General features: G+C 42.6%; 10 protein-coding genes. 3 read left to right on the top strand and 7 right to left on the bottom strand.

All coding sequences use genetic code 11. From position 1 onward, the window contains the following. Positions 1 to 714: 714 nt before the first annotated feature. The 4 genes from ACJJI7_RS19715 to ACJJI7_RS19700 all read right to left on the bottom strand — a co-directional run bounded on the left by ACJJI7_RS19715 (position 715) and on the right by ACJJI7_RS19700 (position 3,775). On the bottom strand, positions 715 to 1,029 hold the full coding sequence (locus ACJJI7_RS19715; protein ID WP_444901432.1) for a hypothetical protein: 315 nt from the start codon (positions 1,027 to 1,029) through the stop codon (positions 715 to 717). A gap of 75 nt (positions 1,030 to 1,104) precedes the next feature. Next, positions 1,105 to 1,434 (bottom strand): hypothetical protein, encoded by a 330-nt coding sequence (locus ACJJI7_RS19710; RefSeq protein ID WP_444901433.1) that lies wholly within the window; start codon positions 1,432 to 1,434, stop codon positions 1,105 to 1,107. A 54-nt stretch (positions 1,435 to 1,488) separates the two neighbouring features. Further along, positions 1,489 to 1,824 carry a hypothetical protein gene (locus ACJJI7_RS19705; RefSeq protein WP_444901434.1) on the bottom strand — a complete coding sequence of 112 codons (336 nt, stop codon included), beginning with the start codon at positions 1,822 to 1,824 and terminating at the stop codon, positions 1,489 to 1,491. A 1,627-nt stretch (positions 1,825 to 3,451) separates the two neighbouring features. Beyond that, on the bottom strand, positions 3,452 to 3,775 hold the full coding sequence (locus ACJJI7_RS19700) for a hypothetical protein (protein WP_282953244.1): 324 nt from the start codon (positions 3,773 to 3,775) through the stop codon (positions 3,452 to 3,454). Positions 3,776 to 5,897: 2,122 nt separating this feature from the next. On the opposite strand from ACJJI7_RS19700, the gene ACJJI7_RS19695 reads away from it, so the two are divergent. Continuing rightward, complete coding sequence (locus tag ACJJI7_RS19695) at positions 5,898 to 6,293, top strand: universal stress protein (RefSeq protein ID WP_282953245.1); 396 nt, start codon at positions 5,898 to 5,900, stop codon at positions 6,291 to 6,293. Between the two features lie 302 nt (positions 6,294 to 6,595). Here ACJJI7_RS19695 and nhaA read toward each other — a convergent pair whose 3' ends face one another. From nhaA to ACJJI7_RS19680, 3 genes are all read right to left on the bottom strand, one after another. After that, entirely contained in the window at positions 6,596 to 8,035 is a 1,440-nt protein-coding gene (gene nhaA, locus ACJJI7_RS19690) for a Na+/H+ antiporter NhaA (RefSeq protein WP_444901435.1), read from the bottom strand. A gap of 639 nt (positions 8,036 to 8,674) precedes the next feature. Continuing rightward, complete coding sequence (locus ACJJI7_RS19685; protein WP_020413126.1) at positions 8,675 to 9,016, bottom strand: DUF805 domain-containing protein; 342 nt, start codon at positions 9,014 to 9,016, stop codon at positions 8,675 to 8,677. Between the two features lie 391 nt (positions 9,017 to 9,407). After that, the gene (locus tag ACJJI7_RS19680) at positions 9,408 to 9,986 is read right to left on the bottom strand and encodes a DJ-1/PfpI family protein (protein ID WP_282953249.1); all 579 of its coding nucleotides are present in this window, start codon (positions 9,984 to 9,986) and stop codon (positions 9,408 to 9,410) included. 351 nt (positions 9,987 to 10,337) lie between these two features. Here ACJJI7_RS19680 and cysC point away from each other — a divergent pair, with 351 nt between their 5' ends. Both cysC and ACJJI7_RS19670 read left to right on the top strand, forming a co-directional pair. Then, complete coding sequence (gene cysC, locus ACJJI7_RS19675) at positions 10,338 to 10,967, top strand: adenylyl-sulfate kinase (RefSeq protein ID WP_353376414.1); 630 nt, start codon at positions 10,338 to 10,340, stop codon at positions 10,965 to 10,967. Between the two features lie 219 nt (positions 10,968 to 11,186). Beyond that, positions 11,187 to 13,556 (top strand): DUF6351 family protein, encoded by a 2,370-nt coding sequence (locus ACJJI7_RS19670; protein ID WP_444901436.1) that lies wholly within the window; start codon positions 11,187 to 11,189, stop codon positions 13,554 to 13,556. The last annotated feature ends 18 nt before the right edge of the window (positions 13,557 to 13,574 follow it).

Below are 13,574 nucleotides of genomic sequence, written 5' to 3'. Positions count from 1 at the left end.
GCTGTCCTTCTTTTTCTTGACATGTAATCAATTAAAGTAATAATTATAAGTCTGTCTATTTCGTCAGAATGGAGACTGTTCGTAATAACTGCAACTTTGTTGCACGATGGCTCAGATTTGGCTGCGGTTTTAGAAAAAATATTTCCGTAATTTTTTTGACCATCAAAGCTGTAAACCTTTGACGCACCTATAGTCCCATAAGTGATATCCCCTGCGGATTCAAAAAAAGGTAAATAGCAAAGCTACAAATACTGTTAGTTTATTTGGCTTCATAATAACCATTTAGATGGATTAGAGTTCCTTTCGGTTTATATCGTTGGAATTCATTGTGGGGATCCAAAGGGGGTGGAAAAGCACACTGCAGAATATAGCTCGGCGCTTGAATACTGTAGCTTGTTGTTATTTCGTGACGGTTAAATGGCACTGGGTCTGATTAATTACAGTTGTTGATAGTCAGTTTTTTATCGTAAGTAAAATGTTTAGCACACTTAGCTTCCTAGGAACTGATAGTCCCAAGAAAACACTAAAAATTCGGAAGCCTCTCGTGTGACCTATCTTTACTCTTAAGTTGAGAGTTTGCCGAAGATGGTGGCATTAGTGCTATGTGTAGGCCATATTCATAAGTATTTAACTCTAGGCAGAGACGACTGGATCTCAATACAAGTCGCTCTGGCTCAAAGAGTCTCTGCTGTCGAGGTTTGTTTTGCTATTCGGTTATGTAGGTGGCTTTAATTTTTTATCCAGAAGTCTTGGCTGCCTTCTAAAAGTAACTTTTCTCTTTGCTATACTAGCTGACAGTAAAGTAGGTTTTAAGATGGGGTCAGCGGAAGTGGATGTACCTGTAAAACCATTGAAAGTAAGGCGCTTACTTTTCGCGGCATCGTTAAACCCTTCTTCTAAACAGAGTACAACATTACCTTCTTCTTGGGAATAGAGGCGTTCAATTCCCCCTTCTGTCGAAGCCCCTGAATGTGCCAGTGCTGATGTGAACATTATAATAATTGAAGGTAATATTATAGATATTTTCATATTTGCTCCTGTTTATTTTGGTTGACCGTGAGAGGTAGCTAATGAAGTCAATAACCAAAAATTGTCCTAGTTAATCTATGGCCGTAATGTCATTGAAGCTACTCTTGCATGTCCCTCTGAGTCGCAACCGGCAACCCAGGTATCAATTCCTTTTCCTGTGGCCACTGCTGTTAACGCCATGGAAACCATTGTTTCATAACCTGGTTGTGTGCAAGATAAATTAACAATTCGAGGGTTGGAGCAGCTGTCAGGATTTTTGTGATCAGTTTTGAACGTAATCTCGAAGCCTTTATTCTCCGATGAGCATTCCCTTTGCTGTATCATTTCAATATCCCGAATTCCGCTCCAGCCATTTGCTAAGGTTTCCATTGATAGGAAAAGGCTAAATAAAATAATCTTTCTCATCAGTGTTTCTCCATTTGTTAGTTTTGATAATGTATTTTCAAATATTTTGCGGGGCTATTTTTTAATGTAGAGCGTCTGTATTATTGGGTTGTTGAACAGGCACTCTGCTGAGCTTGAATCATCGTATCCTATATTGACTGTTTTTGAGCTGGCAAAAGCAGTTAATGCAGCTGAATACACTTCTTTAGCAGTGAAGCTGCTGGCAAGAGAAATTCTTACTTGTGAGCTTCCACTGCATGGGGTATCAGAAATGCTTGGATAAACGCCTATATAGACAGTTTTCGTAGATTCACTTATGCCTATACCTGTTATTTCAACATCCTGAGAAGCTGATAAAGAACTCATGGATATCCCGCTAATCATAAAACTAAAAAATAATTTTTTTAACATGTTCAGATTCCTAAATGTATACAATTTGAGATTACACGTGTGCCGCGCTGTTAAGCAGAAAAGTAGCCCTGACCTAATCTGGGGCTGCTTGATTTTAACTGTCTGCTATGCGCAGCTTATGATACCAATTAGCCCAATGGTAATTTCATCATTCCCAATTGTTAATCCATTCAATTTCATGTGCATTTGAAGATATATCCCTTGATTCTTTAACATTTACACTTACTTTTTTCCTGAAGCTTGTGCAGATAATATTGTAGATAAAACCCTTGGGTAAGAAGCTTTTGAATTTTTAAGGTAGGTATACATAACCCCGCTACAATCTCCCTGATAATTTACGTGTGTACGTAATATATTTACAAAAGCACTACCATTATCGCGAGTTGCTTGCACTGTGATACCTTTTACATCGATGTAGCCACATTCTAAATATGCATATGATTGTGTAAAGAGAGCTGAAAGGGTTGTCATTATTGAAATAATAAAAAATTTCTTTTTTTAACGTTATAAATACTTTAAATTATCTCTCGATGATGATTTTTTATGCTGACATAGATAACTGAAAGATAGATATATCTACTTGTAAATATAGCGACCCTAGGATCGCGGGCAGCTACAGCTGCCATCTAATACTATTTCTGGTACAGCCTAACAGCTCTAATCATACAATGTGTTTTTCCTTCCGAAGCATACCATTCATTACTTTTATAGACCTGAAGCTTTACTGGAGTTTTAGAATGAAAGGCACTCAAAAGTAACGATGTTAATTCCATACGGTTAATGGAGTCTTTAGCAACGAACCCACCTTCTGGACACTCTTCAAACCCCGTGTCAACGGCGACGACTAGTTCAGCCTGGTGAGTGTATGTTCGTATTTCAGTAACTTCTGCACTAGTCGACATAAGGCAGCCATATTTGCAGAGAGGGTCATCGCCATCTCCATACGCTAGTATATTGCTTGAGCCTAATAGAAAAGACAAAGCTCCGATTGAGCTACCAACTAGTTTCATCATACCTCTATTTACCCTCGATTTATAATTAGACACACATAAACCCCTGAATATGGACGGCAGAAGTATAACGTGAACAAGCTTGTGAAAGCCATCTAGCGAAAGGGGTTTTACGTAGGTTTCTTTTGATTTTAAAGAAATGATATTCATGGTTAGTGGGAGACCCTTACCGGCTTCGCCATAGTAATCTTTGTGACTTAATATGCAGACGACTGATTAAAGGGGGGGCTTAAAGGTATCAATCAGCCCTATATGAGCGTCATTTTATTTTTGGTTGATAAATACACAGAGTTGTTTGTCTATTCCGGGATGCCCCTAAGAGTATCTTATTAATCAACCTTGAGCTTCCAGCTATTGGAAGATGGGGTATGAATGATTGAATTTTGAGCTAAGCGGTGTTTATATATACAGTTTATTTATTTGCTAAAAAATAGAAGTCTCACCAAATGCAGAGTGTAACACATTGATGATAGAGTGCTTTGTGCAAAAAAGTGCTTGAAAATCAGCTGTAAATTCCCAGTTATCATAAGCTAAATATTGTTTTTTTGAGGAGGCGTGCTCTGAATTTACTTAGGAGGGTGAATATTTATAACTTCCCATCTTTTTTTGAGTGTAACCTAATGGCTGCTAATTCTCTCGTAGAGAATAACTCCAGAAAAAAGGTTTACCTTCAGCTCAAATCTTTGGTAGTTTTTATAGGCTTTAATGACCCACTGGTCATCCAATAACTCTATGTCTATTGGTGTATAATTATGCTGCTCTAAGATGGTAATTATAGAGGATAGTGGTAGGGCATTGTTAGGCAGCTTACTGTTATAGAGGCTGTTTGAATGTAAAGGTCGAGCAGCCAAAGCCTCCGATGGGGAGGGCTTATTAGCAGTAGCAAAATTAGAAGCCATCGCAGTAATTATAATCAGTAAAAATATATTACTATTTTTCATCGAATGATACTTCCTGTTGATAAAATTCTATAGCTGCCAACAAATGGATAGCATACTTTCTACCAACTTTCAATCTTTATAGTTGAGATTTATATGTAAACTTAAAAGCTATTTGTGACTGGGACAAGTGAAAGTAGCTATTAGTTCGAAATATTTCCATTAATTAAAAGCCTGTGCCGGTCTGCTAGATTCTAGCTTGGTTACCTGAGACTCCGATGCAGAGTTGTGAATAGGTGCGAATAATCAGACAATTATATGAGAAACAGATATGCAGAGGGTGGAACAACTGCACATAGCTGTAATCAAACGTAGATTTTACTTCGACTTTACTATATTCATCTTAAGCCAAGATAATTGATCAATAAGGTGAATTGGGTGGTTCCTTTTTTGATCTTGAGCCATCTGTGGCGGTATGCACTTAATCTGATTTTTTGTATATTTCTAAGTCTATCTTCCAAATTGGCATGCTAACTGGCCATGCTTACTCTTGTGGAAGCTATCTAAATATATTTTTGTATTATTCATCTGGTTTGGATAATTGATGATATCGGGGGTGGACCCTGAGTTTTTTCCAAATTTAGGGGCTCTGAATTTTTTTGGGGTGAGCGAATTATGCTTACAGAAAGATGATGTAACGTTTAATTTTTAATGGTAAAACGAAATTAAGAATGTTTAAAATGTCAATGATTTTGATCTGAATGTGGCAGGATCTGGGGGGGGTAAGTGAGCTCGACCAGCTTTAAGATTATATAATTTCCATCTCACCAACTCCCTCGCTTTTGCAAAAGAGCTGGCATGGGTGTTTGAAACGACGGCAGTTTTGCGAATTCTAAATCAAATTCATAATTATTGAGATTAATTTTTTAGCGAACGACTGTTAGATTGACGACACAGAGAGCCTGTCGAGATGTTTGGGTTTGGGGTTGATACTGAGATGGCAGGTGAGGGGATAAAAGCTGTGAGGGATCTTGGTTAAAAATTGCTCGCAAATCTTAGTGTTTTGATTTAGGTAAGAGCAGGTGGCGGCAAAAAGCTTGAATTTTATAGAAATGAGTGTTTCGATGTTTTCGAAACCGGAAGGCAGGAAGAGCGAAGATTAATCTAAAATATTTACTTTCCCTGGATATTTTCGATTTAGGCATGATAAACATATCAGCTGTTGATTGTATTTCTTTGTATAGATATGGGTTTTATGCCACTTCCCTTCTGAGGTCTATCTCTAACATCACTGGCAGCTTTGACTTTGACCCATGAAGCAGATTCCAATGGTTGTTGTAAAATCAGCGGGCCATCTTCATAGAAGCCTGTATGGGTGAGAGTACACTTTGCAATATAGATACGCAATGGTAGGTGGTTTTATTAGTATTTTGGTGCTGTTGGCTCCCGTTCTAGGAGGTATATTTTCTCGCGGTTTGCGGCTCATTAATTACGCCGAGATGCCTAAAGCTATAAGCTGCCTTTAGGTTTAAATTTACTTTCTTTAAGGTCGCAAGTCTATATACTATGCCTCTCGATATAACCTTGATGATGTGCGGCATCTTAATCGGGTCTTATCTATATCAGGCTTTATGAAGTCAGTGGTCATGGCTTATCTGATTTCATATTTGTGAATAGAGGGCCTAGTTAAGAGTGGAAAACTCCTAGGCTAGGCACAAGTTATCTTGACGATAAATACTTCTCTGCTTGGCTTTTGTGTTCAATAGTAATACTGTAAGCTCTAATTGTAATTGCTTCATCCAACTTACCCTTCTCTATATTGCTAAAAACTCAGTTTTTTAGCAGGGAGTAACTTTTTGTTATTGCTCTAATTTTAACAAGCTTATACTGTTTTAAGCCTACATGATATTCTTGGTTCAGGATAGTAAAAGTTTCATAGGGGTTTTAGTTTCGAGGTGAATGTCCAAGCAGCGATGATTTTATTGCTGAAGTCGTTTTATTGTTTTTGGCTAATTAACTCGTGATTTTGATCTAATGATGATAAATTCTACATGATTTCCAAGGGGGTTATAGAGGGAGGGGCGGTCAAATTTTGACTGGTTAATGTACTGGTAATTTTGATTTTGTGGTTTTGTTTAGGTGTTTTTTCCATAAAGAGCATTAATATACCATAGGAGATTAAAAGATGTATAAGAGCATTCTATGTGCTATAGAGGCATCACATGAAGGCAGGCTTGTTCTTTCAAAAGCGGTAGAGCTTTCGAAGAAATTTGAAAGTAAATTGTTTGTTCTAAATGTGTTGCCTTATGGCTTCTTGCCGAGGGATTATCAGAAGGAGTTAAAGGAGAGTGCTCTGCCGAAATTTGAAGATATCGTATCCGATTTTGGTATTTCCAAAAAGAACAGGGCTCTTAAGGTAGGAAAACCTTACGAAGTCATATGTAAGGAATCTGTGAAGAGGAAGGTAGATTTAATCGTGCTGGGTACTCATTCCAAGAAGGGGTTGAGTTCTATTATTGGATCTACGGCAAATGGTATAGTGAATCATGCGCATTGTGATGTAACTTTAGTCAGAATTTAACTTCCTGGAACTAGAGAAATACTGTGCGTATAGCTTTGTCGGGGTTTAATCTATTGGTTTAGCTTGGCCTTACGTAGAAAGGTTTTGGGCAAGTTTGCAAAATCTGAATGCTACTATGCAAGTAGCGATGCTGGTTTTATGGTTAAACCTTGCTAGGTGGTGATCTCGATCATTAACTTCAGCGTGCGCTTGTTGTCATGGTTAATTATTACAGAACGTAGAATTGAAAGGCCGAGTAACAAGAATTTACTCGGCCAAAGAAGTGCTTGATTCAGTTTTCTAGGTTGCGCTAAAGCTAATGTTTACTGGGATAAAGATTGAGTTGGATAATCGAAGTCGTCGCCTTGAGCCTCTTCATCATCAATGGTAGTGGTTGCAGGAGCATTGCGTAATACCAGGAAGCCAGCGGTTCCAGCTATTACAGAGGCTAGTAGAATGCCAGCTTTGGCCTGAATTAGTAGCTCATACTGAGAGCTAAACGCAAGCTCGGCGATAAAGATTGACATGGTAAAGCCGATACCTGCGAGCAATGCCACACCGATTATATGTTGAAAATTAGCTGCCTTGGGTAATCTCCCCCATCCTAACTTCCAGCCAATCCAGGTTGCGCCCACAATACCCACGAGCTTGCCAAAGACCAAGCCTCCTATAACTCCAAGAGTAACTGGGTTAAAAACTGCCGCTGAGCTACTAAAGCTATCGAATGGGATGCCAGCATTGGCGAGGGCGAATATTGGGATTACAAGAAAGCCAACAGGGATATGTAAACGGGTTTCCATACGCTGCAGGGGGGATTGGGCGAGGCTCACGCCATTACCCAGGGCCATAACGCGCGCGCGTAGTGCATCGTTGGCAATAATCTTATCACCTGGGCGGAAGCAGCGGTCAAAGCTGCGGATAATATCCTTTACAAATGTGCTAAAAGCAACAGGATCATATTTTGGCTTGGCAGGTAATGCCATAGCGGTAATGACGCCCGCAAGCGTGGCATGAACGCCTGCTAAGTAAAGTCCATACCATAATAGTATCCCAAGGAATACGTAGGCTGATGATCGACGTACGCCGGCAGCGTTAAGAAGCCCCATTATTACAATTAGGCTTCCAGATGCGATTAGAGCTATAACGTTCACCTGCTCGGTATACCAGATGGCGATCACGAGGATTGCGCCGAGGTCATCAACAATAGCTAGGGCAACCAGGAAAGTGACCACTGCACGGGGAACCCTGTTCCCTAGTAACGCAATGCATCCTACTGCGAAAGCGATATCAGTAGCCATGGGGATACCCCATCCACGCCCTGCCTCTCCGCCAATATTAAAAGAGGTATAAACTAAAGCAGGTACTAGCATGCCGCCGATAGCTGCCATTACAGGTAATACAGCTTGACGCAGGTCGGAGAGCTCTCCTACAAGAAATTCACGTTTAAGCTCCAGCCCCACTAGAAAAAAGAAGATGGCCATCAGGCCGTCATTGATCCAGTGGTGCAAAGACAGAGAAAGCTCCCAATCACCTGTACCTAAGCTGATAGGCATATGCAGTAGGTGCTTATAGGCATCTTGAAGGGGGGAGTTAGCGATAATAAGCGCTGCCAGTGCTGATAGCATTAGCAAAATTCCACTGCTGCTTTGGCGATGGATAAACTCTTCAAATGGAGTAACCAGGCGGCCAAATGCTTCTTCCAGCGGTGCCTCAAAAACCTTTCCCTTGCGAATCTTGAACCTATCCAAAACGCTCTTTGCCATCGGCTAATACCCCCTTTCTCAAAGCCAAACCCCATGAAATGTAGGGTTTTTCAATTACCTATAGGAGTCAGAGGTTAGCATGACCCCGATATCTTTAACCAGATTAACGAGGCTTTATTGCACTTGTTCGCTTGAAAGACATATTGCATGTAAAAACAGGATTGCTCTAATTTACAGCGACGTGGATAAGCGGCCTAAGGCTAGTTACGAGTTTCTTCATGAGGGCCTTAAAGAGCCCATACATAATGCAGGGCTAAAGAGATCAGAGTTGTCTTAACTTCGGTTTGGCAGTGTTATTCTTGCAATAAGTGGTTACATTGATTAGGGGTGGTTTGGGTTCCTGTTAAATGCTCAGTGGGAGACGGCAGGGGTGGGGTTGGAAAATAGATGGGTATTATAAAGAGTCGCTGTTGAGTTGTAGTCCACCCTGCCCAACAGGTTAATTTATTAGTTCAAGGCATTTCAAAATGCTCAAGAGGGACTCTGGCTTGCATAGCTCTATATCGAGGATATACAAAATTATATAATTTTGAGGAATTTAATAATTTTTGCAAAAGCTAGGCCTGGAGTGGGCGAGGGGAATGATGCGGCCTATTTGAGTCTAGGCCACATCAATAATTTAACTTGCCTACATATCAATTATGCAAATTTTGGGCTGATGCCCCATTTATTCTCCTCTGTACTATCAAGTACTAGAAAAATAATTAGAACTATTCCGCCAATAAGAGGTATCAGACTCAAAAGCTGCCACCAACCACTTCTACCAGTGTCATGTAGGCGGCGTGCAGTGATGCTGATAGTTGGGACTAGCATTGCAAGGGCAAATAAGATTGCAAGGAACCCGGCACCAAGCGCAGCATCTAGTATGCTTATACCGATGGAAAGTACAAAATAAACCAGGGTAAACATCCAAAATTCAGTGCGACGGGCGCGTCCAGAGAAGTCTGCATATTTACTTAGCGCATCTAGGAAGTACTTCATTTTATTCCTTCATTGGTAATAGATTAATTAATTTTTTTGTGTGACCAAAAAGGCAATTTTTCCTCACCTGTAGCCGAAACTTGACTATATGAGGCTACAGGTTTCTAACTCGAAGCTACCGTAATTTGAGGTGCCCTGCTGGGGGCTGGCTCAACATGTTGTGGCTTAGAGTGCCTTCGATCAGGCTCGGAATAGTAATTACATTTCAGCTGGAATCAATGGGTCGAGCCACACACGCTGTTACAGGGTCCGTGTTGGATAAGTTGATTTCTACAAAAGCTCGAGAGTAGCTCGATCTTTTCATCGGGCAGCGATGGCCAGTCAGCAAGAGATAAGATAAGAGGCTTTCTCTAGCATTAACAAAGATACTTAAAATGGGTTTACCTAGTTGTTAGCTGGGAGACTCACTCTTTAGAGCTGTCCGAATATCACGAAGCCATGCGTATAACCCTGGCCATTCTGTGCCCATCACGAAATTCTTGTTAACAAGCGTCTCATCAAAACTCAACTTTTTCCAGTGTGCCCCTGCTAAGCTTGCCTCAGCCTGGCATACAGGGTGACCAGTTACTGGTAGGTCTTTCATTAGGCCCGTGGCGAGTAGAATCTGGAGTCCTCGACAGATTGTCGCTACGACTTTCTGGGATTCTGCAAAAGCTATTACTAGTGATTTGACGAGTGGATCGTTTCTCAAGGTTTCGCAGGCGCGGCCTCCGGGAAGTATGATAGCATCGTAGTCATTCGCATCTACCCCATTTAATGCTCTATCAACGATAAATCGGTGCCCCTCCCACTCTGTAACCGCTTGATAGCGATCGTTGAAGTCGTGGATGCATGTAGTGATGTATTGGCCGTCAACTTTGCCAGGGCTAGTGGTTTTCACTTCATGTCCTAGCATCTTCAGGCAATGGAATGGAACTGCCAGTTCATAATCTTCAGTAAAATCACCGCATAATATGATGATTCGCCCCATCTTGGACCTCTCCCCATAGCTTGTGGATACTGCGACCTTATATTAGGTGGGTGAAGTCTAGCTGAGTTGGTGGCTGAGCCTGGGAGAGTAATTTTGGGGCTATCCAATGGAATTGGGGAATTTCTCCCTTTCTAAATAGTCGTTTTTTCCTTTTTTTTTGGCTTTTGGGGCAATTTAGTTCGCCATTTATTATTCACTGGATGAACCTCCGCCCCCAAAATAGCTATAAGCAATCCCTTTACGTCATCCCCTTGAATCCTTGATAATTGGCGCCCAAACTTCCCCGCTAGTTGGTACTTAGTGCTAATGGTGGGGTGCATAGGAATGGTATGTGAAATCTTGGAGTGATCGGTGACTACTACAGTTGAACGCAAAGCGACCAATGTTCATTGGCATGAGGGTGAAGTGACTAGGGAGAAAAGGGCGGAAATCCTTGGTCATAAAGGCGCGACCCTTTGGTTCACTGGTTTGTCTGGTTCTGGCAAGAGCACTGTGGCAGTTGCTGTAGAAAGGGCTCTGGCCGCTAGGGGCGTGCTAAGTTATCGCTTGGATGGGGACAATATTCGCCTGGGTATCAACTCCAACCTTGGCTTCTCTGCTGAAGATCGACAGGAGAACATCCGTCGGGTAGGTGAGATCTCCAAGCTTTTTGCAGATACCGGGGTTGTGGTATTGAGTAGCTTTATTAGTCCATACCGTGATGATCGTGACATGGTCAGAAAAATACACGAATCTGGCGATCTTCCTTACCTAGAAGTTTTTGTGGATTGCCCTCTTGAAGAGGCTGAGTCGCGGGACCCGAAAGGGTTATACAAAAAGGCTAGAGCCGGAGAGATCAAAGGTTTCACAGGCATTGATGATCCCTATGAGGCCCCGCTCTCCCCTGAGCTACACCTAAACACTGCTGAAATGACTCTTGAACAAGAAGTGGAGATAATTATCTCTACATTGCAGGAGAAAGGCGTCATCACTAAAGGCTAATTTATTTCCTTAAGTTCGTCTTGAGAGGGGGCCATAGCGCCTCCTTTTTAACTTTCAATAAGTACTTGATTTGACTTTCCATAGATAAGATATCTGCTTCCGGCTACTGATACTTTGGCCCTAGATGTCCTGACCGGCGCCAACTAGCGGCTGCCTTGCTTATCCCTTCATATAATCAACCTGTACCAGATACAGAAGTTGACGGCTGTGGAGGCGTTTATGTCGACAAGGGGAGCATGGTTTCTCTCAGTTTTTTTCTTGTTCTTGCTGGCTGTGTTGGGAGCAGTTGCGTGGGTTGCGTATGAGAAGCTGCCAAAAGTACATGGAAAAGTAGATGCTCCTGTACTGGGGGTGCCTAGTGGCGCACTAAATTATGAACCTACACCTGCATATACTGGCCCTCATCCGAGGATGATGTCTCGCCCGCCAGAATACTTTCCATTTCCGATCTCGATAGGTGAAGTTGGCCCTGTGGAGACCCTGTTTACCGGTCCATCCAAGTATCCATTCTTTTGCGGTAGAAATGCCATTACGAATAAACAGCCGTTGGTCGATAACCAGGTGAAAGAGGGGGTACCTGTTTTTGCGCTGAATGAGGCAGGCGAAAAAACAAAGGAAGTTATTGGATATAGTCGCGACTGTAGTCATGCAACTGAGGTTACCTATTTCTATCGCAGTACAACTGATGGAAAGTTTCGCTATCTGTTTGAGGCGCGAAATGATATTGATAAAGTGACTGTAAATGGGCGCCAAGTGGATTTCATTATACGCGTAGAGACAGGCACTATAAATCGGCATTTCTATGCGATTGCTGCTTTGCGGGGGGATGGGGAAACTGCAGAGGCACCTAATGGCAGCAATTGGAACCGGCGGTTGATTTATCAATTTAGGGGAGGTGTCGGTATTGGGGGGCGCCAAGGTAACCTCAATAAAGGCGATGTAACCAGGCGGCGAGTGGATCAGTTGGCGCGTGGATATGCAATTGTTTACTCGACAGCAAACCAAACCCGCAACCACTACAATATGTGGCTGGCGGAGGATACAGCGCGTCGATTAAAGAAGCAGTTCGAAGCCCTTTATGGCGAGCCAATGTATACAGTGGGTATAGGTGGATCGGGGGGGGCTATCCAGCAGTACTTGTTTGCCCAAAATGCCCCTGGTTTATTGGATGCTGTAATCCCTCTCTACTCGTATCCGGATATGGTCACTCAGACTATCTACGCATTCGATTGTGAGCCGCTGGAATACTTCTTTGATGTGCAGGATGCCGATAATCCTCGCTGGAAGAGTGTAGAGGAGCGTTCAATTCTTCAGGGGCTCGCGGCTAACCCTGAAGTGAATAGTCGCTTCCACATGATCAACGTTGCAGCTTCTTTATTTGATAGCCGCTATAGGAACCGAGCTCGAGGGGCAACGGAGTGTGTGGAAGGGTGGCGAGGGCTAGTGCCCTTGGTTAACAACCCTAACTTTGTACATTTTTTTAAGAGTTTTTCTACCTCTGTTGTAGATAATGTCCACTGGACTCATTGGGAGAACCTGCGTCAATTCTATGGCGCTGGAGAGAATGGTTATGCCAATAGTACTTGGGATAATGAAGGTGTTCAGTATGGTTTAAAGGCACTGGTAAATGGGGATATAAGCATCGATACCTTTTTAAAGGTGAATGCATCTATTGGAGGGTGGAAGGCACAGGAAAACCAGAGTGATGAAAAGTTGTGGTTTCTAAACGGAGGCTTATTGCCAGTGAAGCTATCTGTTTGGAGCGAGCAAAATTTAAACTTGGGTACAATTGCAAAGCCGGCAAAACGGAGCCGCGCAAGTATGGAGGCGATTAATGGGATCTACCGGTCGGGCCATGTTTTTCTAGGAGATGTTGAGATTCCGATAGTGGATATGCGCCACTATCTGGATAAAGAGCCCGATATGCACCATAGCTCAGCTTCTTTTTCTGCACGTGAGCGTATTCGCCGTGCTCGGGGTCATGCAGACAACCACTTGATCTGGGTGAGTCACAAGGACCACAACCCAGTGGATGAAGCGCTCGATATAGTTGATCGCTGGATGCAGAACATTATTAATAATCCTTCGAAGGGTGTGGTAGGCAATCGGCCTGAAGGTGCCAACGACCGCTGCTTTGACCGGGAGGGCAATGTACTAGCGGCTGGCCCTGAAGTTTGGAATGGTGAATGGAACGGCTTGGCTTCCGGGAAATGTATGCGCGAGTACCCGATTCATAGCACTTCCAGGCAGGTGGCCGGTGCACCGATTACTGATGATATTTTCAAGTGTGCATTACAGCCTGTAGAGAGAGCCTTGGCAAAAGGCGTATATGGTCCTCACACGGAAGAAATTACTGGACGAATTGATGATTTACTGCGCATTTTTCCTACTGGGGTGTGTAACTTCAATGAGCAGGATTTGGCGCGTCCTAAGGAGCAGTTAATTCCAATGGAAATCCCTGTGAAGATAGCTGGTCACTTGATTGATCCCGACTATCGGCAGGGCAAAATTATGCAGGAGGTGAGTGTGGATGAGGTGGATGTGATGGCTGCACCGGTTTCTGCTCCCTCTGAAGAGGCCCAAGATTAGTAACTCTTACTTTTGGCG

Source organism: Microbulbifer variabilis (genome assembly GCF_056232115.1).
This window is presented reverse-complemented; position numbering and strand designations above follow the sequence as displayed.